General features: G+C 74.0%; 18 protein-coding genes and 2 pseudogenes. 7 read left to right on the forward strand and 13 right to left on the reverse strand.

All coding sequences use genetic code 11. The annotated features are described in order from the left end of the window. Positions 1-33 precede the first annotated feature (33 nt). Positions 34-744: a C39 family peptidase gene (locus PUR71_RS05380; protein ID WP_329925164.1), complete on the forward strand. Its 711-nt coding sequence runs from the start codon at positions 34-36 to the stop codon at positions 742-744. Here PUR71_RS05380 and PUR71_RS05385 read toward each other — a convergent pair. Then, positions 734-1588, reverse strand: a complete 855-nt coding sequence (locus tag PUR71_RS05385) for an SCO6745 family protein (RefSeq protein ID WP_329925165.1) — start codon at positions 1586-1588, stop codon at positions 734-736. The genes PUR71_RS05380 and PUR71_RS05385 overlap by 11 nt on opposite strands. Positions 1589-1801: 213 nt before the next feature. Between PUR71_RS05385 and rpe the strand changes: the two genes are divergently transcribed. After that, the gene (gene rpe / locus PUR71_RS05390) at positions 1802-2485 is read left to right on the forward strand and encodes a ribulose-phosphate 3-epimerase (protein ID WP_329925166.1); all 684 of its coding nucleotides are present in this window, start codon (positions 1802-1804) and stop codon (positions 2483-2485) included. Between the two features lie 118 nt (positions 2486-2603). After that, positions 2604-3563, forward strand: coding sequence for a pirin family protein (locus PUR71_RS05395; RefSeq protein WP_329925167.1), 960 nt, complete (start codon positions 2604-2606; stop codon positions 3561-3563). Between the two features lie 222 nt (positions 3564-3785). Here the strand turns inward: PUR71_RS05395 and PUR71_RS05400 are convergent, their stop codons facing one another. The 3 genes from PUR71_RS05400 to PUR71_RS05410 form a co-directional block, all read right to left on the reverse strand. After that, complete coding sequence (locus PUR71_RS05400) at positions 3786-4667, reverse strand: DUF6879 family protein (RefSeq protein ID WP_329925168.1); 882 nt, start codon at positions 4665-4667, stop codon at positions 3786-3788. Between the two features lie 136 nt (positions 4668-4803). After that, positions 4804-5775: an SCO2522 family protein gene (locus PUR71_RS05405; RefSeq protein ID WP_329925169.1), complete on the reverse strand. Its 972-nt coding sequence runs from the start codon at positions 5773-5775 to the stop codon at positions 4804-4806. 9 nt (positions 5776-5784) lie between these two features. Further along, positions 5785-6621, reverse strand: a complete 837-nt coding sequence (locus PUR71_RS05410; RefSeq protein ID WP_329925170.1) for an SCO2525 family SAM-dependent methyltransferase — start codon at positions 6619-6621, stop codon at positions 5785-5787. Between the two features lie 85 nt (positions 6622-6706). Here PUR71_RS05410 and PUR71_RS05415 point away from each other — a divergent pair, with 85 nt between their 5' ends. Together PUR71_RS05415 and PUR71_RS05420 are read left to right on the forward strand one after the other, a co-directional pair. Continuing rightward, positions 6707-7138, forward strand: a complete 432-nt coding sequence (locus tag PUR71_RS05415) for a GNAT family N-acetyltransferase (RefSeq protein ID WP_329925171.1) — start codon at positions 6707-6709, stop codon at positions 7136-7138. Between the two features lie 133 nt (positions 7139-7271). Further along, positions 7272-7943, forward strand: a complete 672-nt coding sequence (locus tag PUR71_RS05420) for an MBL fold metallo-hydrolase (protein ID WP_329925172.1) — start codon at positions 7272-7274, stop codon at positions 7941-7943. Between the two features lie 627 nt (positions 7944-8570). Here the strand turns inward: PUR71_RS05420 and PUR71_RS05425 are convergent. Continuing rightward, entirely contained in the window at positions 8571-10055 is a 1485-nt protein-coding gene (locus PUR71_RS05425; RefSeq protein ID WP_329925173.1) for an MFS transporter, read from the reverse strand. A 108-nt stretch (positions 10056-10163) separates the two neighbouring features. On the opposite strand from PUR71_RS05425, the pseudogene PUR71_RS05430 reads away from it, so the two are divergent. Continuing rightward, positions 10164-10997: pseudogene (locus PUR71_RS05430) on the forward strand (helix-turn-helix transcriptional regulator); the annotation flags it as partial. Between the two features lie 140 nt (positions 10998-11137). Here the strand turns inward: PUR71_RS05430 and pabB are convergent. Both pabB and PUR71_RS05440 read right to left on the reverse strand, forming a co-directional pair. Continuing rightward, on the reverse strand, positions 11138-13264 hold the full coding sequence (pabB, locus tag PUR71_RS05435; RefSeq protein ID WP_329925174.1) for an aminodeoxychorismate synthase component I: 2127 nt from the start codon (positions 13262-13264) through the stop codon (positions 11138-11140). Continuing rightward, positions 13261-13887, reverse strand: coding sequence for a class I SAM-dependent methyltransferase (locus PUR71_RS05440; RefSeq protein ID WP_329925186.1), 627 nt, complete (start codon positions 13885-13887; stop codon positions 13261-13263). The genes pabB and PUR71_RS05440 overlap by 4 nt, the downstream gene beginning before the upstream one ends. A 345-nt stretch (positions 13888-14232) precedes the next feature. On the opposite strand from PUR71_RS05440, the gene PUR71_RS05445 reads away from it, so the two are divergent. Further along, the gene (locus PUR71_RS05445; RefSeq protein ID WP_329925175.1) at positions 14233-16173 is read left to right on the forward strand and encodes a helix-turn-helix domain-containing protein; all 1941 of its coding nucleotides are present in this window, start codon (positions 14233-14235) and stop codon (positions 16171-16173) included. A gap of 57 nt (positions 16174-16230) precedes the next feature. Here the strand turns inward: PUR71_RS05445 and PUR71_RS05450 are convergent, their stop codons facing one another. The 6 genes and pseudogenes from PUR71_RS05450 to PUR71_RS05475 form a co-directional block, all read right to left on the reverse strand. After that, positions 16231-17430 (reverse strand): IS701 family transposase, encoded by a 1200-nt coding sequence (locus PUR71_RS05450; RefSeq protein ID WP_443077369.1) that lies wholly within the window; start codon positions 17428-17430, stop codon positions 16231-16233. Positions 17431-17690: 260 nt separating this feature from the next. After that, positions 17691-18047 (reverse strand): nuclear transport factor 2 family protein, encoded by a 357-nt coding sequence (locus PUR71_RS05455; RefSeq protein ID WP_329925187.1) that lies wholly within the window; start codon positions 18045-18047, stop codon positions 17691-17693. Positions 18048-18104: 57 nt separating this feature from the next. Beyond that, a pseudogene (locus tag PUR71_RS05460) lies at positions 18105-19334 on the reverse strand (flavin-dependent oxidoreductase); the annotation flags it as partial. 36 nt (positions 19335-19370) lie between these two features. Continuing rightward, the gene (phzG, locus tag PUR71_RS05465) at positions 19371-20042 is read right to left on the reverse strand and encodes a phenazine biosynthesis FMN-dependent oxidase PhzG (RefSeq protein WP_329925177.1); all 672 of its coding nucleotides are present in this window, start codon (positions 20040-20042) and stop codon (positions 19371-19373) included. Between the two features lie 9 nt (positions 20043-20051). Then, on the reverse strand, positions 20052-20885 hold the full coding sequence (locus PUR71_RS05470; protein ID WP_329925178.1) for a PhzF family phenazine biosynthesis protein: 834 nt from the start codon (positions 20883-20885) through the stop codon (positions 20052-20054). Between the two features lie 89 nt (positions 20886-20974). Beyond that, entirely contained in the window at positions 20975-21310 is a 336-nt protein-coding gene (locus PUR71_RS05475) for a hypothetical protein (protein WP_329925179.1), read from the reverse strand. Positions 21311-21323: the final 13 nt, after the last annotated feature.

A 21323-nucleotide genomic window follows, 5' to 3' on the forward strand; every position in this document is an offset into this window, starting at 1 on the left:
GCGTGGGGCGGCGGTGCGTGAGAGCGTCGGGGGATGGGTGACGACGCGGTTGTGCACGACGTGCCGTACTACGCGCAGTGGGAGTCGGCGGAGCTCGTGCGGGAGATCGTCGGCGGCGCGGTGGACGCCGCCGACGATCCGCGGTGGGGGCAGTCCGGGGCGGCCACGCCCGAGGAGTACGGGTGGTGGTCGTGGCGGCTGTGCGGGGTGGCCTGCCTGCGCATGGCGCTCGACTTCTGGTGGGGCCTCGCGCCCCCGGCGCTCGTGCTCGCGCGGGAGTGCGAGGCGGCGGGCGCGTACGTCCGGGAGGGCGGCGGCCTGCGCGGGCTGATCCACGCGCCGTTCGCCGCCCACGTCCGACAGCGGTGGGGACTGGCCGCCGAGGCACGGGAGTTGGCGCCCGGCGAGATCGCGGCGGAGGTGGCCGGCGGGCGGTTGCCGATGCTGTCGGTGCACCCGTCGATCCGCGAGCCGCAGGGGCCGGACCCGACGCGCCGGGGCGGGCACCTGGTGCTCGCGGTGGGCGCCACGAGCACGGCGCTGGTGATCCACAACCCGTCCGGGTTCCCGGGCGGGTCGCAGTCCTTCGCACACGTGCCGTGGCGGGACTTCGGGCGCTTCTTCGCCGGGCGGGGGATCGTCCTCGGCCCGCCCGGCGAATCCGGTCCGCGGGGCGGGTCCGGCGTGTCCGGCGAATCCGGTCCGCGGGCAGGGTCCGGCGAATCGGGGAGCGCTACGGCCTGATGCTCGGCAGGCCCAGCAGGTCGACCGGCAGTTCGCCGCGACACAGGGCCGAGATCGGCTTCAACGCGGCCGCCAGCCGGTCGAGCTCGCTGCGCGGGTAGTCCTCCCAGACCCGGGCGGCGGCCAGGTCGGTCGCGGCCTCCAGGGACTGGTGCCGGATCCGGCCGAGCTCGGTGACCGTGCCCCCCGCCGTCAGCCAGCCCCGCTCGACCAGCCGCCGCGACGCGGCCTCCCACTCCTCGTCCGTCCACCCGCGCCGCGGCTGGAGGTCCTCGCGCCGGACGTCCAGCGCGCAGCGGACGACGAGCGCCTCGCAGCCGTCGAGGCCGGCCGTGACGAGCGCGGCCACGTGCCCGTCCCCGCGGTGCTCGCGCATCACGGTCGCGGCCTGCCACAGCCGCCCGTAGAGGTCGGCCGGCCGGGGCAGCGCGGCGTTCGCGGCGGCCAGGACGCGCCCGGCGCAGTCCAGCCGGGCCGCCGCCCGCTCCAGCGCGTCGGCGGCCAGCTCGACCTGGGCCGGGTCGACGTGCTTCAGCACCCGGGCCAGCGCCGCGGACGACCCCTCGGCCCGGGCGGCCAGCGCCTTCTCCGGGCTCGCGTGCGTCCACACCTCGGGTACCGCGCGCTCGACGACCGCCGGCGCGAAGCTGAAGAACGCGGCGATCACGGGCGGCGCGTCCACCGCGCCCAGCGGCGCCGACCGGCTGGCGAAGTAGCCGCGCCACCCGCCCCGCAGTCCGGCCGCCTCGAAGGCCGCCTGGCCTTCGGGCGAGAAGTAGGTGAGAGAGTGCACCGGCTCGAAGAGCCACCAGAGAGAGCGGGCGGGGTGGACGAGATCGGCCATCGCGAGACCTTCCTCGGAATCGGAGGTGGGCGACTGAACCGGCGGTCGCTCCAGTGCTGATGACCACGGCGACGGGTGCGGTAACCCAGCCCCGGGTGTGATGACGGTCACGCGGGCGCCCGACCGGTGCGCGGGCCGGTCCCGCTGCGGGAGATGATGGGGTGGGGTGCCCGCTCACGGTGGTGCCCGAGCCCTCGTGTGAAGGTATTGGTAATGGCGCAGATCAACCCCAGCATCCTGTCCGCGGACTTCGCCCGTCTCGGCGAGGAGGCCGAGGCCGTCCGGGGCTCGGACTGGCTGCACGTCGACGTCATGGACAACCACTTCGTACCCAACCTCACCCTGGGCGTCCCGGTCGTGGAGTCGCTCACCCGTGCCACCGACATCCCGCTCGACTGCCACCTCATGATCGAGGATCCGGACCGCTGGGCCCCGCAGTACGTCGAGGCCGGCGCCGGCTCGGTCACCTTCCACGCCGAGGCCGCCGCCGCGCCGGTCCGGCTGGCCCGCGAGATCCGCGCCAAGGGCGCCCGCGCCTCGATGGCCCTCAAGCCCGCCACCCCGATCGAGCCCTACGAGGACCTGCTGCCCGAGCTCGACATGCTGCTGATCATGACCGTCGAGCCCGGCTTCGGCGGCCAGGCCTTCCTTGACATCATGCTGCCGAAGATCCGCCGCACCCGGGAGCTGATCGCCAAGCACGGCCTCGAACTGTGGCTCCAGGTCGACGGCGGCGTCTCCGCGAGCACCATCGAGCGCTGCGCCGAGGCCGGCGCGGACGTCTTCGTGGCCGGCTCGGCCGTCTACGGCGCGCAGGACCCGGCCGAGGCCGTCCGCAAGCTGCGCGACCTGGCGACCGCCGCCACCACCGACGCCTGGTGGGCCTGCGCGCACTGAGCCCGACGTTCGACGTCCGGCTGAGTCCGCGTCGCGGCCGCGGGTTCCCGGCGAGGTGAGGGACGATCACTGACGAACGCCCCTCGTCGCCCCTCTCCGTACGGTGGTGGACCCGCACATGAGCAACCTCGACCTCAAGCCCGCCCCGACCCCCTGCGGCCGGGAGGCCAGCGGCGGCCCGGTGAAGGAACTCCTCACCGGGCGCCGGGTCCCCCTCGGCGAAAGCACCGTGGTGCGGCGCCTGCTCCCCAACCTGGGCCGCCGGATGGTCGGCGCCTGGTGCTTCGTCGACCACTACGGCCCCGACGACATCGCCGACGAGCCCGGCATGCAGGTGCCGCCCCACCCGCACATGGGCCTGCAGACGGTCAGCTGGCTCCACCAGGGCGAGGTGCTGCACCGCGACAGCCTCGGCAGCCTGCAGACCGTCCGCCCGTACGAGCTGGGCCTGATGACGTCCGGCCGGGCCATCTCGCACTCCGAGGAGTCCCCGCGCCCGCACGCCCCTTACCTGCACGGCGCGCAGCTCTGGGTCGCGCTCCCCGACGCACACCGGCACGCCGCCCCCGCGTTCGAGCACCACCCCGATCTGCCGGTCGTGACGGCCCCGGGCCTGAACGCGACCGTCATCCTCGGAACCCTGGACACGGCCACCTCGCCCGGCACCACCTACACCCCGCTCGTCGGCGCCGACCTGGCGCTCGCCGCCGGCGCGGACCTCGAGCTGCCGCTGGTGCCGGATTTCGAGTACGCCGTGCTCGCCATGTCCGGCAGCGTCGACGTCGACGGCGTCCGCATCGAACCCGGCTCGATGCTCTACCTCGGCTGCGGCCGCCCCGAACTCCCGCTGCTCGCCCGCACCGACGCCGCCGTCCTGCTGCTGGGCGGGGAGCCGTTCGACGAGAAGATCGTCATGTGGTGGAACTTCATCGGCCGCTCCACCGAGGACATCGCGCAGGCCAGGGCCGACTGGATGACCACCTCCCGCTTCGGCGAGGTCCACGGCTACGACGGCGCCCGGTTGCGGGCCCCAGAGCTCCCGTCGATCCCCCTGAAACCTCGCGGGCGGGCGCGCTGACCTGCGAAGGCGCCGTTCGCGGGACTATGCCCGGTGCTTGCTGGCCGGTGCGCTCCGGGTGCCCCTCAGGCCCCGGCATGAGGGGCACCCCAGCGTCGTGCGGGCCGCTCTGGAGGTTCGAAATGAGGGCCTGCCAAATCTCATGTCCGGCCACGTGTGACGGCGTCCACTCCGCTTGAACTCGCCTTGTCGTAGGTGCTGAGAGCTGTCGATCCGTGGGGGTCATCGGGCGGGCGGGCTCGCGGCGTTCCAGAGTTCCTCGAAGCGGCGGATGCGGCGTTCGACCCGCTCCGGACGAACCACCAGGCGGGTGTTGGCGATGGCCAGGCGGCCGCCCTGGTCGAGGGCGCGGGCCGAGGAGACCTCGTAGCTCAGGGTCTGGTCGAACACGATGAAGTCGAACATCGGATCGACCCGGGAGGACGCGGCCAGGCCGCTGGACCGCATCACCCGGACCACGATGCCCGCCTCGGCCTGTTGGCGGCAGACCTGTTCGACCTCGCGGAGGGCGGCCGGGTCCTCGCTGTCCAGGATGAACACCCGACGCACCGTCACACCGCGGCGCACGGCCTCGCCCTGCAGGGCGAGGTAGCGCAGCCCGAGCTCGGAGTCCCAGAACTCGGAGTCCGCGGCGGCACTGGTGGCGTCGATGCTGCCCACCGCGACGGCGGTGAGCGAGAGCAGCCAGTCGCGGTCCTCGCCGTCGTAGGCGGCCTCACCGGCGGGGAGTTCCCGGATGAGCTCGGCCAGCCGCCGGATCTCCTGTTCCAGGAAGGCGTACATGACGGCCGGTCCGTTCTGGCCGACCTCCGCGGTCTGGTTCAGCAGTCGGGTCACGGTCGCGGCGTCGAGCCGGGACGATCGGAGCTGCCGCATCTGCCGGGAGGCCTCGCTGACGCCCGCGAGGCCGTTCACCAGCGCTCCCTCCACCGACAGCAGGCGGCGTTCGAAGTCGACCAGGAACTGGACCATCAGCAGCGTGCCGCCGACGAACGACGACAGGATCAGCGTGATGCTCTGCGGCTGCGCCGTCGCGTTGGTGAGCAGGTAGGCGATCCCGCCGCCCGTCAGCGAGACGAGGATCTTGCGGACGATCGGAGGCATCCGCACCAGCGGTGGCGCCGAAGCTTCCTGTGTCACTCGTTCCCCCCAGGTGTGAGTCGGTCGGGTCCGGGCCGGCAGCGAGCTCCCGACGCCTGGAGCGGCAGTGGCAGCGGCTGACGCGGGGACTGAGGCACCGTCACGACGGCCCGTAGAACACGTAGTCGACCCGGTGGGCGACCTCCGCGGGCAACGTGCGGCCCTCGTGGGCGGCGTGCGCGGCGAGCTGTGCCAGGGCCTCCGGCGGCGGGGCCCAGTGGTCCAGCACCACCTTGACGGCGTGCTCGACCGGCAGGAACCCGGAGGGCAGCACCGAGCAGGTGCGGTACGCGGTGAACGGCTCGGCCTCGGGCCGGATCCGGATCAGCGGGGGCAGGTCCCGCCACGAGTCCGGGAACTCCCCGGTGGCGGCAACGGCTTCGAGGACCGCCCGGCTCCGATCGCGCAGCAGGCCGAGCCGCAGGAGCTGCCACACCGCGGCCAGGAAGGAGCACGACCAGGCCCGGCCGCCGCTCCGCTCGCTCCAGAGCTCGATGTCCACGAAGACCGAGTGGCGGTGCCTCCCGCTCTCCCGCGGGGGCCGCCAGAGCGGTCCGCCGCCCGGCGCTCCGGCTGACGGGGAGCGCTCGCCGTTGCTCAGCCAGCCGTTCACGCTCGGCGCCGGACGGGAGCTGTCGGGGCCGGCCGCCAGGGAGGGCGCCAGCCGGGCCTCGACCAGCCGGGCCGGGCGGACCGCTCCCGCTCGGGCGCAGGCCGACTCGCGGGCCAGGTAGTCGATGTCGAGCCCGGCGTCGGCGGCCACCGCCAGCAGCTTGGGCAGCACCTCGCTCGGTGCGGTGCGCCGGGCGGCGTGGTCGTCGATCAGGACGCAGGTGCTGATCCTGGCCGCCGGGCCGACCTGGGCCGCGCACGCCCGGCGGGCCGCCTCGGCCCACGGCGCGACCCGGTCGAACCGCTCACGCAGGCGCGCGGGCCCGGCGCGCAGGTCGCTCGGGTAGAAGTGGCCCAGTTCCAGCGAGAGATGGGCGAACGGCGGCGCGGCCTCGCCCGGCCTGCGGCCCTGCTCCGGGAGTGCCTGCTCGGCCGTCCCCTCCCGGGCGCGGGCGGTCACGGCCCGGCCTTACGGCGCCGGTCGCGGTCCCGGCGTTCGGGGCGGAGGGGCGTCCGGCGGATCACCTCGAACTGACTGCATGTCAATGTTCTGTCCCTCCGCCCCTTTTCGTCCGAGTGCCAGGAGTATCCCGGTGTATCCGTCCCGCAGCGGTCCGGTCTCAGGGGTTTCTATCCGGATCACTCCTAGATCACTCGCGGCGTGTCCGGCGAGCGCGGCGAGGGCGTCCTCGGCAGTGATCCGGCAGGCCGGGAACCGCAGGTCGCCGACCTCGTAACCGAGCGAGTTCTCCATGAACGCCACCGCGAACGGCGCGCCGGGCCGCAGTGCCGCGGCGAACCGGTCGACGGCCGCCGCGAACTCCTCGTGGTGCGCGGAGACCGACTCGGCGACGAAGAACATCGTGCCGATGTCGGCGCTGTGCTCCGGCAGGTCGGAGAACAGGTTCCCGTCGACCACCCGGGCGATCTGCGCGAGCCGCCGGCGCGGGTCGGCCACCGCTCGGTAGGCGGGGTCCTCGCCCAGTACCCGCCAGAACTCGTCCCAGTTCTCCGAGTACCGCCCGAGCTCGCGCCGGAGCCAGTCGACGTTGCGCTTGCCGCGTTCGAGGAGGGAGATCCTGGAACACCATGGCAGCATGGCGAGCGCCGGGTAGAGGTTGCTTCCCGAGCCGACGTCGACGCCGCGCAGCGCCCCGGACGGCAGGTCCCTGGCCAGGGCGCCGAAGTGGTCCCGGACGGCGGCCAGGATCTGGCCGTCGTCGGCGCGCAGCGACCGGTAGTTGTACGCCGCGTAGGACTCCGGGTCGAAGTCGTTCCAGGGTAGGTCGCCGTTGGCTGGGGGCATGGTTCGACGAGGCTACCAACGAGAGGTGATGACTGTGCACCTGAGCAGGGGACCCGACGGTCCCGACCGTGGAACCGTGCGGCCCGTGGCCGAGCACGAACTTCCGGAACTGGTCCGGATGGACCACCGGCTCTTCCCGGACATGCCCTACCCGCACTTCGTGCTCCGTCAGTTGTACGAGCTGTACCGCGACCGGCTGCTGGTCGTGGAGCGCGGCGGCGAACTCGGCGGGTACGCGCTGTTCGCCACCACCCCGGACGGTCGGCGCAGTTGGGTGCTGGCCCTCGGCGTCGTCCCCGGTGCGCGGGGGCTCGGCTACGGGCGCTCGCTGATGGCCGAGGGCCTGGACCGTCTCACCGTCGATGGTGTCCGCGAGGTGATGATCACCGTCGCCCCGGGCAACCGTGCCGCTCGCGGCCTGTACGAGTCGCTCGGCTTCGTCCAGGTCGACCACCGGGCCGATTACTTCGGCGCGGGCGGCGACCGGCTGATCCTGCGGATGCCGCTGCCCGGGTAGCCCTCGGCGCGCCGCCCGACCCGCCGGAACGCCGGATCGGTTGTGCGAGGGCGGGTCCGGTCCTGTCCTGCCACCGGGTTGGCTGTCAGCGAAGGGGAGCATGGCGGCGGCCCAGGACGCTCAGACTCGGACCATGGATGTTGTCGAGGTGCTGCCGAGGCTTCGGATGCTCCGCTTCGCCGTGGGTGCGGCCTATCTGTGGCGGGACGGCGACGGGCTGACCCTGATCGACACCGGGACGGCCGACTGCGCGTGGGAGATCGAGCAGGTGTTGGACGGCGACCTCCTCCGGATCGTGCTGACGCACGGGCACGAGGACCACACCGGCTCGGCCGCCGCCCTGGCCGCCCGGCACGGTGCCGAGGTGGTGGCGCACCGGCTGGAGGCGCCGGTGATCCGGGGGCGGGCGGCCGGAGCGCCGGCGGTGCTGGAGGACTTCGAGGTACCGATCAGGGCGGCGCTCCCGCCGCTGCCGCCGGCTCCACCCTGCCGGGTGGACCGCGAGGTGGAGGATGGCGAGGTGCTGGACTTCGGCGACGGGGCTGTCGTGGTCGCCGTGCCCGGCCACACGGACGGGTCGATCGCGCTCCATCTCCCCGGCCCGAGGGTGCTGTTCACCGGCGACGCGGTCGCCAATGGCGGCCGGACCATGATGGGCGTCTTCAACACCGACCGCGCCAGGGCCGTCCGATCGCTGCGGAAGTTGGCCGAACTGGAGGTCGAGACCGCGGTCTTCGGACACGGCGAGCCGATCGTCCACGGCGCGACGACCGCCCTTCGGCGGGCGGCCGCCGCGACCGTGTGACGCGGTCGGCGTCCCGGCACGACCAGCGGCTGTTCCGGCGACCCGGCGTCCCGAGCGGCCGGCGGCCCTCCAACAGGGGGCTCCGGCGTGCCGAACGCGTCGGCCACCGCGCGGATGTGGGCGCCGAAGCCGAGCGGCGTGTCGTCGGCGATGTTGTACGCCTCGCCGGCTCGGCCGCCCTCGATCGCGGCGGCGACGGCCCGCGCCGCGTCGTCGGCGTGCACCCGGGACAGCGCTCGGCCCCGGTCGGCACGGAGTGCAGCGCCTCGCCGCTCACCATGGAGCGATGCTGCGGCCTGGGGGTCTCCTCGGCGTCGGGGTCGTACCCATCTGCTCTCGGAGTGCTCACACTCCGTGAAGAAGCTGCCCCTGCCGCGGACGAGGTTGATGGTGGCCATGGTTGTCGAATCCCGGGCGTCTTGCTGACCTTCTGCTGGCGCCGGATGGTCGATCAAGCCCCTGAGCTGGGAAGGAACGGCAGAACCGGCCGTGCCGTCAGGGGCGAGGGCCGCGCCGCGCACGCGAAACGCTCGGACGGGAATTCCCGGCCGAGCGTCTCGCGCGAATCCGCCGCGGTCCGGTCGGAACGGCCGTGCTCGCGGCAACGACCTCCGGGGACCGCCGGATTCAGGCCTTCTGGGGGCGGGGCAGCTTCATCGACGCGACGGCGCTCAACAGGGCGCCCGCGGCCACGAGCATCGCGGTGACGAACATGGCGTGGGCCGACGGGTGCGCCCCCTGGCCGTCGGCGGTGCTCAGGAACACGCTGCCGTAGGTCGCGATGCCGAGCACCTGGGCGATCTGCGCCGACGTGGTCATCACGCCACTGGCGTCCGACGCGTCGGCCGGGGTGACCCGGGCCAGCGAGACGGTCAGCAGCGGGCTCGTGATGTAGCCCATGCCGAGGCCGACCACGAGCTGCAGCAGCGGTAGGGCGACGCCGCCGTGCCCGCCCGAGCGGACGGCGAAGCCGATGCCGAAGTGGCCGACGGCCGTGACGGTGCACGCGATGACGATCATCCGGCGGTGCCACGCGGCCGGGACCTTCTGCCAGGTGAGGCTGCCCGTGGCGACGCCGAGCGCGAGCGGCGCGAAGGTCAGGCCGGTGCGGGTGGCGGACTCGCCGAGCCCCGACTGCATGTGCTGGGAGAAGGAGAACAGGAAGCCCGCGTAGCCGGCCATCGCGAGGAACATCGCGCTCGCCCCGGGCAGCAGGCCGGGCGTCTTCAGGACCCGGCCGGGGATCAGCGGCGCACCGCCACGGCGCGCGACCGAGCGCTCGACGAACGCGAAGGCGACGAACACGGGGACGGACAGGACCAGCGAGACCACCATCCAGGCCGGCCAGTGCTGTTCGTGGCCGAGCACCAGCGGGATGACCAGCAGCAGCAGTGCGGCGGTCAGCGTGATCAGCCCGGGGATGTCGAGGCCCTTGGGGTTCTCGGGGCGGCCCTTCGGCAGCACGCGCAGACCGGCGGCCACCAGGACCACCCCGACCGGCACGTTGATCAGGAACACCGGGCGCCAGCCCGTGCCGAACAGGTCGGCGCTGACCAGCAGTCCGCCGGCGACCTGGCCGACCACGACGCCGAGGCCGATGGTGGCCGCGTACAGGCTCAGCGCCCGGGCCCGGGCGGCGCCCTCGAACTTCAGCTGGATCAGGCTGTAGATCTGCGGCATCATCATCGCCGCGCCGACGCCCTGGACCACCCGGGCGCCGATCAGGGTGCCCTCGTCGGGCGCCAGGCCGCAGGCGAGCGAGGCCACGGTGAAGGTGACGAGTCCGGCCAGGAACACCGTCCGGAAGCCGTTGCGGGCGCCGAGCCGGGCACCGGTGACGAGCAGCGTGGCGTACGCGATCGTGTAGCCGGAGACGATCAGCTGGAGCGCGGACCCCGTGGTGCCGAGGTCGGTCCGGATCGTCGGGGTGGCGACGTTGACGATCGTCGAGTCGAGCAGGGCCATGAAGACCGCACCCAGCAGGACCACCAGCATCTGGTTGTTCCGGCGGGTCCGTGCGGCCGCGTCGGGGGTCGGGAGCACGGTCTCCGGACCTGCGGGGGGCGTGGGCCGGGCGGCGGACGCCGCCCGCTCCTGAGTCTTCTCGGTCATGGCAGCGATGATCCCGGTGGCCGCGTGGGGGGTACCAGATATCCAGTGATCCTGGAACCGGGAGTACCCGGCTACCGGGACCGGCCCGCCGTCCGGGAGAATCGTCCGGTGACCAGAGCGACCGACGGCCCCCCTCCGACCGGTGAGGCCCAGCGACGCGCGGAGCTGGGCGCGTTCCTGAGGCTCCGACGCGAGCGCACCAAGCCCGAGGACGTCGGGCTGTCGCCCGGTCTGCGGCGGCGCACGCCCGGCCTGCGGCGCGAGGAGGTTGCGGAGCTCTCCGGCATCGGTGCGGCCTGGTACACGTGGCTGGAGCAGGGCCGGCGGATCAACCCGAGCGTCCAGGTGCTCGACGCGATCGCGCGCACGCTGCGTCTCGACCGGGCCGAGCGCGGCCACCTCTACCGGCTCGCGGCGGTGCCGGCCGTGCCGCTGGACGCGTCGGCGCGGCTCGCCGACCCGGCCGAGAACCAGGCCATCCTGGACGCGCTGAACCCGCTGCCGGCCTGCATCGTGACGGCGCGTTACGACGTGCTCGCCTTCAACGACGCGTACGGGGCGCTCGATCCGGCGATCGTCCTGCTGCCGCCGGGGGAGCGCAACGTGCTGTGGCACCTGTTCACGGTCGAGCGGCGGCTCCAGCCGCTCGTGGAGTGGGAGAACGAGACGGCCGTCATGGTGGCCCAGTTGCGGGCCGAGTCCGGCCACCGGCTCAAGGACCCGCACTGGAGCGACTTCGTGCGGCGGCTCGGGGAGGCCAGCCCGCGCTTCGCCGAGATGTGGGCCAGGCACGAGGTCGCCGCGTCGAACACCCGGCGCAAGTCGTTCTGGAGCGTGGACGGCGAGCGGCTCAGCGTGGTGACCAACGCGTTCACGGCGGCCTCCGCGCCCGACACGAAGATGTGGATCCACACGCCCGGCGACCCGGAGACCAGGCGGCTGCTGGAGGACCTGGTCGCCCGGTACCGGGAGGCCGGCCCCGCCGCGCTGCTGGCCGGCGGCCGGCGCACCGGCCGCGGCGCGCCGGAGCCCGCGGGCGCACCGGACCCCGGGAGCGCGCCGGACCCCGGGGACCGGCCGGATCAGCCGGGCGCCGGCACCGGCCGGCGCCCGGGGAACGCGGACCCGGTCAGCCGCAGCAGCGGCGCCGACTTGACCGCCGTCTCCTCGAACTCGGCCTCCGGGTCCGACAGCGCGACGATCGCCCCGCCGACCCCGTAGCGCACGCGCCCCGGCGTGACCACCGCCGTGCGGATCGCGACGCTCAGATCGGCCGCGCCGGACAGCGAGAAGTAGCCGATGGCCCCGGAGTAGACGCCGCGCGGCCCGGCCTCCAGCCGGTCGATCACCTCCATGGTCCGCAGCTTGGGTGCGCCCGTCATCGAACCGGCGGGGAACGCGGCCCGGACGCAGTCCACGGCGGTGCGGTCCGGCCGCAGCCGCGCCCGCACCGTGCTCACCAGCTGGTGGACGGTCGCGTAAGTCTCGACGTCGAAGAGGCCCGCCACCTCGACCGAGCCGATCTCGGCGTGCCGCCCGAGGTCGTTGCGGACCAGGTCGACGATCATCAGGTTCTCCGCGCGGTCCTTCTCGTCCGCGCGCAGGTCCGCGACGATCGCGGCGTCCTCCTCGGGCGTCGCGCCGCGCGGCCGGGTGCCCTTGATCGGCTTGGACTCCGCGACGCCGTCCGCCCCCACGCGCAGGAAGCGCTCCGGCGAGGTGCTGAGCACCGCGAGCGGCCCGAAGCGGAGCAGCGCCGCGTACGGGGCGGGGCTGAAGCGGCGCAGCACGCGGTAGCCCTCCCAGGGGTCGAGGTCGCCGCCGGCCTCGGCGATGTTGGTCAGGCAGACCTCGTACGTCTCCCCGGCGGCGATCTCCTCCTGGCAGGAGGCGATCAGCCGCAGGTAGGCCTCGCGGTCGTGGCGCAGCCGGACGGCGGAGAGCGGGGCTGGCGGGACGGGCTCCGCGGCCGGGCGGCCGGCCACGGAGGCCAGGGCCCGCGCGGCGCCCCGCAGCCAGGACCTGGCGGGGTCCTCGTCCCCGTCCTGCGCCAGCGCCAGCAGGTGGGTGGTGCCGGTGAGGTGGTCCAGGACCACCGCGCGGTCGGCGAACACCATGGTGGCGTCGGCGTCCTCGGCCCGGTGGGCCGCCGCGGCACCGCACTGGGCCTTCAGCTCGTACCCGAGGTATCCCACCCAGCCGAGGGCGAACTCGAAGGGGAGGTCGGGCAGTTCGGTCCGGATGCCGCGTAGGTCCCGGTCGATCCAGTCGAGGAAGTCGCCGGTGACGCTCCGCGAGCCGGCCGCGGAGCGCACGGTGACGGTCCGGCTCCGCACGTCGCCCTCGGCGATCCGCGCGAGCGGGCCGGAGGCGTCCCCGAGGACGGAGAACCGGCCCGCGCCGGCGTCCGGGCGGCTGCTGTCCAGCCAGAACGCGTGGGCGGACGCGCCGAAGAGCCGTTGGAAGGCGACCTCGTCGACCCATTCGGTCCGGAGGCGCTCCGCGAGGACCCGGAGCCGTCGGGTGCCGCCCGGACCCGCCGCGCCCGCCGCGCCCGCCGCGCCCGCCGGCTCCGGCGGGGCCGGCGCGGGCGCGGGCGGGGCCGGGCGGACGGCCGAGCCCCGGGCCGCGTGCCATTCCCGGCTCAGCCGGGTGAAATTGGCGAGTAGTTCATGGCCGAACCGGGTGAGGACCGACTCGGGGTGGAACTGCAGCCCCCAGATCGGCCGGCGCCGGTGCCGGTGTCCCATCAGCACCCCGTCGGGCGTCCGGGCGACGGCCTCCATTTCGTCCGGCAGTTCGGACACGGTCAGCGAGTGGTAGCGCACCGCCTCGAACGGGGACGGGAGACCGTGGAACAGGCCGGTGCCGTCGTGCAGGACGGGCGAGGTGCGGCCGTGCCGCGCTTCCGGGGCCCGGGTGACGGTGCCGCCGTGCAGCAGCGCCGCGCCCTGGTGGCCGAGGCAGATGCCCAGCAGCGGCAGTTCGCCCCGCTCGACGATGTCGCGGCAGATCCCGAAGTCGGCCGCCCGGGCCGGATCGCCCGGACCGGGGGAGAGCACGACGTTGTCGAAGCCGGAGAGCCGGGACAGGTCCCAGGACGGGTCGTCATTGCGGATCACCACCGGCTCGGAACCGTTCACCCGGGCCAGGTAGTGGTAGAGGTTGAAGGTGAAGGAATCGTAATTGTCGACCAGTAGTGTTCTCATGGCCGCGGCGCGACGGATATCTCTAGGAGAACGTGCTCGACCAGGTCTTCCCCTTCGCGCACCCGGAGACTGCGGAGTTCCCGGAGTTCCCGGCCGTATTCGGCGGCGATCTCGTGGAGCCGGGCCGCGTTCCCGCGATTGCTGAAATGCAGCAGGATTCTCCCGCGTTCGGTCAGGAATGACGGTGCGTCGGCGAGGAATCTGCGGTGGTCCCGGTAGCCGGGGTCCACGTAGGCGCGTTCGTGGATCGTTTTGTGCCGGTACTCCGGCGGGGCGAGCACGAGATTCGAGTGCCAGTAGACGGTGTCGAACCGCTCGCCTGCCGGAACGTTCCCGAAGAGGTCGCTGTGCAGGACGGTCAGCCGGTCCGCCACGCCGTGCCGTTCGGCGTTCCGCGCCGTGTTCCGGACGGCCGGTTCGCTGATGTCCAGGGCCGTCACGCGGTCACAGCCCGCCAGTGCGGCGGACACGGCGATGATGCCGGTGCCGCAGCCGACCTCCAGGAACGAGCCGTGCCAGGGCGTTCCGGGCGTTCCGGGCGCTGCGGGCGTTCCCTGCGTCCCGTCCAGGCCGAGCAGTTCCAGGGCGATCCCGGACGACGCCGAAAAGGGCGGCGCGAACACCTCGTCCAACAGGTCCCATTCGCGCCCGGCCAGGGTGAAGGTATCGCGCCGGTCGGTGTGGAGCCGTGCGGCCCGGCTGCGGGCGAGTGAACGCCCGTAGTCCGTGAGCCTATTCATATGTCCCCCGTTGTCATGCGAGCGGGCACCGCTCCCGCGGCGCCCGCCTGGAATTGTTCCTCCCGCCGTCCGCTTCCGGGAAGGTGGCGGCGTAACAGCACCCCGTGTTCGGGGCGGTGTCCGGGGCACTACGGGCGTGTTAAATCGCAGGCCAGCGGCTTGACCCCCCTCTCGCGGGCCGCCTAGGCTCGGGTGTTGATGATCTTCACCGGCTGTGGAGGGGGAACCATGCCGTTGGATTCCGGGTTCGAGGACGCGCCTGCCCTGGCGATTCTCGAACTGCTCGCCGCGGAGGCGCCACTGGGCCGCTTCCACGAGTTGCTGTACCGCGCGGCGGATCCCGGCGGGGAGCGGCTGCCGCCGGGCCGGCGCGCGGAGCTCGAACGGGCCGTCCAGCTGGGGCTGAGGATCCACGCCTCGCTCGACCAGCGCCGGCAGCGGGAGGCGGCCACGGCCGCCCTGGTGGACATGATCCACGACATGACCGCCCCGTACGACCCGGACACCCTGCTGAGGGTCATCACCAGCCGGACCCGCCGGCTGCTGGGCTTCGACATGGCCTACATCAGCCTGCCGTTGCCCCGGGGCGGGTCGTACGTGCACTGCTCGGACGGCCAGACCACGACGCTCAACGTGGGCCTGGTGGTCGAGGAGCACCACGGCCTCGGCCAGATGGCGCAGGGGCAGGGCGGCGCGTTCTGGTCGCCGGACTACCTGAACGACGACCGGATCCCGCACAGCGAGAAGATCGACGAGGTGGTCCGCGCCGAGGGGCTGCGCGCGGTGATCGCGGTGCCGATCCAGGTGGGGACGGACTCCATCGGCGCCCTCTACGGCGCCGACCGCGTGGTGCGCCACTTCACGCCCGACGAGATCAGCCTGATGCGCTCCCTGGCGGACTTCGCGGCGGTCGCGCTGGAGCGGGCCAGGCTGCTGGACCGCACGCGGCTGGAGATCGCGGAGCTGGAGTCCGCGGGCGCCCGCGCGCGGGACACGATCGCGCGGACCCGGGAGCTGGCCGAGGCCCGGATCCGGCTGGCCGACCAGGTGCTGAACGGCTGTGACCTGCACGTCGTCGCGAGGACGGCCGCGGAGGCGCTGGGCGCCACGCTCGCGATCGGCGACGCGCACGGGCAGGTGCTCGCCTCCACCGGGGAGGTGCCCGGCCTCGCGGAGGTGCTGACCGGCCGGGCCGCCCTGGAGGCGCACGCGGCACGGGCCCCGGTGACGCCGGCGCAGGACCTCTGGGTGGCGCCGGTCGGTGCCGGTGTCGAGGACCTCGGGGTGGTGGTGGCCCGGGTCGCGAGACCGCTCGGCTCCGACGAGGAGGGCTTCCTCGCCTTCGTCGGGCGGGCGGTGGCGCTGCAGGTCGTGGGCCGGCGCAGCGTGCCCGTCGCGGCCGGGCCGGGCCGGGACGAGTTCTTCGACGTCCTGCTCGCGGCCCCCGTCCAGCCGTCGAGTCAGATCGCCTATCAGGCGGGCCAGTTCGGAATCGACCCGGAGGGGCCGCATGTCGTCGTGGTGGCCCGGCCGGAGGGCGGCGAGCACGGGAAGGCCGCGGTGTGGGCCGCGTCGTACGCGTACCGGCGGTCCGGGCTCAAGACGGCGCGCGACGGGTGCGTGGTGCTGCTGCTGCCCGGTACGGACGCCTCGGCCGCCGCCCGTTCGGTCTCCACGGAGCTCTCCCCGCTGCTGGGGCAGCCCGTCACCGTCGGGGCGGCCGGTCCGGCCACCGGGCTCGCGTCGGTCGCCCGGGTGCACCAGGAGGCGCTGCGCTGCCTGGACGCGCTGACCGCGCTGGACGGCGCGGGGAGCGCCGCGGCGATGGCCGACCTCGGCTTCCTGGGGCTGCTGCTCTCCGACGACCACGACGTCGAGGGGTTCGTCGCCTCGCTCCTCGGTCCGCTGCTGGAGCACGACGCCGAGCGGGCGACCAGCCTGATCGCCACCCTGGAGGCCTACTTCGCGTCCGGCGCCAGCCCCACCCGGGCGGCCGAGGACCTGCACGTCCACCCCAACACGGTGGCCCGCCGCCTGGACCGGATCACCGAACTCCTCGGCCCCGCCTGGCAGCAGCCCGGACGCACGCTCGAAGTCCAGCTCGCGCTGCGGCTGTTGAGGGCCAGGGAAGTGCTGTGGCGGCAGCGGGACACGGCGCTGGCACCGTAGCGGGGCGCCGTGCGGCGGCCGGGAGGCCGGAGCCTCGCGGCCGCCGCACGGGGCACCTCAGGCGGGGATCTTGGGGGCGTGCTCCGCGGTCTCGCGGTGGGCCGCCATCAGCACCTCCACCGCGTGCGCCGCGGACGCCAGCGTGCTGTGGCAGTGCCAGCCGCGCAGCGAACGTCCCTCGAAGTCCCGCAGCCCGGCCCGGTCCCCGAAGCCGGCCAGGTCGCGCCCGACCCGGTCGGCCAGCTTGGTCAGCCGCAGCAGCGTGGCCGCGGGCGCCCCGGCCAGGTTGCCGAGCCACAGCCCGGTGGGCCGGCGCCGCGGGTCGTCCCATTCGCCGACCAGGACGAGCCCGCTGTCGCGTCCGCCGGTCAGGCCCGGGTCCGCGCCCGGCAGGCCCACCTGTACGGCGGCCGCCGACGCCCGCCGCATGCCGGACGGCGCCGTCGGGTCGGGCCAGCCGACCAGCCGGCGCAGCCCCGCGGCGGAGTCGAGGATCCGTCGCGCCTCCTGCGGTCCGGGGCCGTGGCCGGGCAGGGCCGGGTCCTCGACGGTCAGCCGCTCGGTGGCGCCGACGCGGACGAGCGCGCGCACGCCGGCCCGGTCGAACCGCCGGAGCACGCCGACCGGGTCCTCGACCGGTACGTCGAGCACCACCGGACGCCGGGTGGCGTCGTGGAGCCGGGCGAAGTCCAGCGCCACGGCGCTGGCGCAGTCGTCGGGGGTCTCCCCGTGCTGCGGCTCCCCGATCCGCCGGGGCCGCGCGGGCAGGCCCCGGCCGGCGCCGTCCGCCGTCCGCCGGTCGGCGAACAGCAGCCGCCAGTTGACCGGGGCGCTGGCCCGCTCCGCGGCGGCCCACAGGCCGAACGCCCGCTGTCCGTGGAACTCCTGGTCCAGGTGGTGGTCGAAGCCCCGGCCCACGCCCACGGAGTGCCGTCCCGACTTCGGGATCGACAGTTGCCGCACCACCCAGGCCTGCGGCCGGACGGTGGGTTCGAGCCAGTCCGCGAGCGCCTCGCGCACCGGCATCCAGTCCCAGGTGGAGCTGCAGATGAAGTGGTGGAGGCTCTGGTCGAGCGCCGGGTCCCCGAGGCAGGCCGCGATGTTCCTGATCGACCTGCGGCCCTGCGCGGCCAGCAGTCCACGGAGGTACTGTTCCCCCTTGTGCCGTTGGTCCCTTCGCGGTAGCGACGCGAAGAGGGTGGTGCTCAGGTCCCTCAGGACGAACTCGCAGTCGGACACCGGCCGCACCGATCCCAGGTGGAACGGCGCGGTGCGTCGGTGTCGGACGGCTCTGATGTTGCCAGCAGCGTTCACAGAATCCCCCTCTATGCACTGCTCTTGCGGCTTGCTCAAGCCCCTCAAGCGTCGCCCGGGAGGGGTGCCGCAGGCCAGGTGCAGGGGCCACCCCGTCGCGCCGGGGGAAGGGTGTCCCGGCACTGCGCGCGACCGCCGGGCCGGGTGGCGGGCGGACCCGTCCACCGCCCGGCCCGGCGGTCGCGCGCAGGGGTGTGGCCGGACTACTCCTGCCCGAGCCCGAGCAGTGCCCGCGGGTCCAGGGCGGCCTGGTGGCGCGCGATCTTCCCGTCCACGACGTGGCTCCAGGCGGCGACCTGGACCGGGGGCGCGAAGCTGGTGTGCATCTCGAACCAGGTGACGACGTCCGGGCCGTCGCTGAAGACCTTCCGGATCACGATGTCGGTGAAGGAGCCCGGTGCCTTCTCGATCTTCTCCCGGAGGTCGTCGGCGCCGCTGGCGTTGCCGAACGGGCCGGTGAACTCGATGTCGTCGGCCAGTACCGAGCGCAGGGTGTCGTAGTCCTTGGCCTTCCAGGCCGCGTAGTACGTCGCGGTCACGTCCACGGGGTTGACGCTCATGTCGTCGCTTCCTCTCGTCCTTCGGCGTGGGTCCGCGCCGGCCGACGCCCGCACCGGCGGGGTCAGCGAGGCCCGGGCGTTGAGTTCGGCCGCGTCGTCGCCGGTGGCCCGGCCGTACGTCTTGGCGATGGCGGTGTAGACGCCCTCGGCGGGCGCGCCGGCGGTGTCGCCGGTGTCCTTCGGCTTCGACCGGTCCATCCGCCGGTTCGCGAGCACGACGGCGGTCGTGGCCTCGCGCCGTTCGTCCTCGTAGCCGCGCAGCGCGGCCACGGGGTCCTCGGTCGTCGCGAGCCGGTGGGCCAGGACGCGGGCGTCGACGACGGCCTGCGAGGCGCCGTTCGCGCCGACGGGGTACATCGGGTGCGCGGCGTCGCCCAGCAGCGTCACCCGTCCCTCTCCCCACCGGGGCAGCGGGTCGCGGTCGACCATCGGGTACTCCAGGACGCCGGTGCTGCCGCTCAGCAGCGCCGGCACGTCCAGCCAGCCGAGGTCCCAGTCGGCGAAGTGCGGGAGGAAGTCCTCCAGTCGGCCCGGCCGGTTCCACCGCGCGTCGCCGCCGAGCGGCTGCGGCTCGGCCGTCGAGACCATGCACACCCAGTTCGTCAGCACCCGGCCCGGCTCCCCGGCGGCCGGGCCGATCGGGTACGCGATCAGGCGGGCGCCGCGGCCGGCGTCGGCGTGGATCATCGTCCGGCCGGTGAGGAACGGCGCGGTCGGCGTCACCCCGCGCCACATCATGACCCCGGACCAGTGCAACGGCCCTTCGCCGGGGTGGAGCCCGGCCCGCACCGCGGAGTGCAGCCCGTCCGCCCCCACGAGCAGGTCGGCGGTGAGCAGGCCGGGCTCACCGGTCGTCCGGTCGGTGACCCTGACCCGTACGCCCTCCGGGGTCTGCTCGACGGCCTCGAACACCGTGCCGGTGCGGACCGCGTCGGCGCCCAGCCGCGCCCGGACCGCGTCGAGCAGCAGCAGCTGGAGCCCGCCGCGGTGGATGCTGTACTGCGGCCACCGGTAGCCCCGGGCGAGTCCGCGTTCCTCCCGGTGCTGGGCCTCGCCGTGTGCGTCGACCCAGACCATGTCGGCGGTGGCCACGCCGAGCGCGGCGAGCTCGTCGCCGAGCCCCAGTTCCGTCAACTCCCGCACCGCGTGCGGCTGCACGTTGATTCCCACGCCGAGCGGCCGGATCTCCCGGGTCCGTTCCAGCACGGTCGCGCGGATGCCCGCCGCGTGGAGGCTGAGCGCGGTGGTCAGGCCACCGATCCCGCCCCCGATGATGATCACGTCCATGTCCCGGCCGCTCTCCTTCTCGCGCCTTGCGTCAGCTCACGGCTGCAGCTTGGTGGTGGTCCAGCTCAGGTCGTCCCGGCGGTCGTAGCGCAGCCGGCGGTGCAGCCGGTCGGAACTGGCGGCCCAGAACTCGATCGCGGCGGGCGCCAGCAGGTAGCCGACGAAGCGCTCGGGCCGCGGCAGCGCGACGCCGGCGGCCTCCAGCCGCTCGGCCTCGGCGCGCAGCGCGGCCACGTCGGTCAGCGGGTCGCTCTGGTGGGCGGCCGTGGACATCGCGTGCATCGGCACCGGCCGGGCCGACCACATCGCGTCGGACTCGGCGTCGTCGAGCCGTTCGACCGGTCCGGAGACGGACACCTGCTGCGCGGTCTCCCGCCAGTACAGCAGGCCCGACGCCCAACCGGTCTCGGCGATCTCCCGGCCCTTCTGGCTGCTGGTGTGGCTGAGGAATACCAGGCCCCTCTCGGTCACCCGGCTGATCGCGATGATCCGGGTGGAGGGGCGGCCCTTGGCGTCGGCGGTGGCCAGGGCGAGCGCCCGGGGCTCCCGGACGCCGCGCTCGGCGGCCCGGGCCAGCCAGGACTGCAGCAGCCCGATCGGCTCGGCCGGCGGGGCGTCGTACTCGGGGAAGGGGAGGTCGGTCTCCCCGCTGAGCGACTCGAACCTGCTGGAGTTGCCGGTCGGGGTCTGGTTGGCGGTGGTGCTCACCGGAGTCTCCTAGACGTAGATGGTGCCGCGGGCGACGACGGCGCCGTGGCCGCCGACGTGGACGACGCGGGGCAGGTCGCCGTCGCCCTCGGCGTGCGCGAGCATGAGCGAGGGGCGGCCCATCTCGACCCCCTGGAGGATCTCCAGCTCCTGCCCGTACGCGGCGAGCCCGAACCGGGCCAGGTGGATGGCGAGCGGGCCGGCCGCCGAGCCGGTCGCCGCGTCCTCGACCACGCCGTAGGCGGGGGAGAACATCCGGGTGCGCCACGCGGTGCCCGAGCCGGCGAAGCAGTTGGCGGCCATGTCGGGGAAGCGCGTGAGCGCGCGGTGGTCGGGGCGCAGCGCCGAGAGCGCCTCGACGCTCTCCAGGCCGACGAACACGTGGCGCGGGCCGTTGCGGTAGGCCACCACCGGGGTGAGCGGATCCGTCACGCCGAGCGCCGCGAGCAGCTCCTCCGCGTGCTCGTACGGCTCCCAGGTGGGGATCGGCTGCCGCATCCGGGAGGAGCTGGAGTCCTCCCCGTGGTCGAGTTCGAAGGGGATGACGCCCATGGCGGTCTCCAGCCGCAGCCGGTCGGCCTTCCACGTCCGGCCGAGGGCGACCGAGGTGCCCAGCATGGGGTGCCCGGCGAACGGGAGTTCGTTGACCGGGGTGAAGATCCGGATGCGCGCGTCGCCGCCCTGCTCGGCCGGGAGCACGAAGGTGCACTCGGAGAGGTTCATCTCCTTCGCGATCTGCTGCATCCGCTCGGCCGGCAGGTCCTCGGCGTCGAAGAAGACGGCGACCGGGTTGCCCTCCAGCGGTTTGCGGGAGAAGGCGTCCACAACGATGTAGTCGTGCAAGGGGTCTCCTGGAGAGGTGGTGCAGTGGATCCCTGACGGATCCCTGACGGATCGCCGCCGGCCCGCCGACGGATCGTCGACGGATCCGGTCAGGGGGCCAGGGCGGTGCCGAGGCCGTGCAGCACCGGCAGGGAGTGCAGGCCCTCGGCGACGGCCTCGACGTCGAAGCGCATCCGGTGGGTGGGCGGGGCGCCGATCAGCTCGGCCGCGCGGTTCGGCGGCAGCGGCCGGTCCGCGGGGCGGTCCGTCTCCCAGACCATGACCGCGCCCCAGCGGTTGTTCTCCCGGTCGGCGATCCAGAACTTCAGGCGCAGTCCGGGCACGTCGGCCCACGGCGCCACGGCGCCGTCCCGCAGGTGCTCGGCGAGCGACTCGATGGTCTGCGGGGAGCCGTCCAGCTCCCACCAGGCGATGTCGGCCTTCACGGGTCCGTCTCCT

This window comes from Streptomyces sp. SP17BM10, assembly GCF_036322405.1.
In the GTDB taxonomy this organism is placed as follows: domain Bacteria; phylum Actinomycetota; class Actinomycetes; order Streptomycetales; family Streptomycetaceae; genus Kitasatospora.

Coding starts and splice junctions, on each gene's coding strand:
- PUR71_RS05380 (WP_329925164.1), top strand. CDS start 34: ATGGGTGACGACGCGGTTGTGCACGACGTGCCGTACTACGCGCAGTGG.
- PUR71_RS05385 (WP_329925165.1), bottom strand. CDS start 1,588: ATGGCCGATCTCGTCCACCCCGCCCGCTCTCTCTGGTGGCTCTTCGAG.
- rpe (WP_329925166.1), top strand. CDS start 1,802: ATGGCGCAGATCAACCCCAGCATCCTGTCCGCGGACTTCGCCCGTCTC.
- PUR71_RS05395 (WP_329925167.1), top strand. CDS start 2,604: ATGAGCAACCTCGACCTCAAGCCCGCCCCGACCCCCTGCGGCCGGGAG.
- PUR71_RS05400 (WP_329925168.1), bottom strand. CDS start 4,667: ATGCCTCCGATCGTCCGCAAGATCCTCGTCTCGCTGACGGGCGGCGGG.
- PUR71_RS05410 (WP_329925170.1), bottom strand. CDS start 6,621: ATGCCCCCAGCCAACGGCGACCTACCCTGGAACGACTTCGACCCGGAG.
- PUR71_RS05420 (WP_329925172.1), top strand. CDS start 7,272: ATGGATGTTGTCGAGGTGCTGCCGAGGCTTCGGATGCTCCGCTTCGCC.
- PUR71_RS05425 (WP_329925173.1), bottom strand. CDS start 10,055: ATGACCGAGAAGACTCAGGAGCGGGCGGCGTCCGCCGCCCGGCCCACG.
- pabB (WP_329925174.1), bottom strand. CDS start 13,264: ATGAGAACACTACTGGTCGACAATTACGATTCCTTCACCTTCAACCTC.
- PUR71_RS05445 (WP_329925175.1), top strand. CDS start 14,233: ATGCCGTTGGATTCCGGGTTCGAGGACGCGCCTGCCCTGGCGATTCTC.
- PUR71_RS05455 (WP_329925187.1), bottom strand. CDS start 18,047: ATGAGCGTCAACCCCGTGGACGTGACCGCGACGTACTACGCGGCCTGG.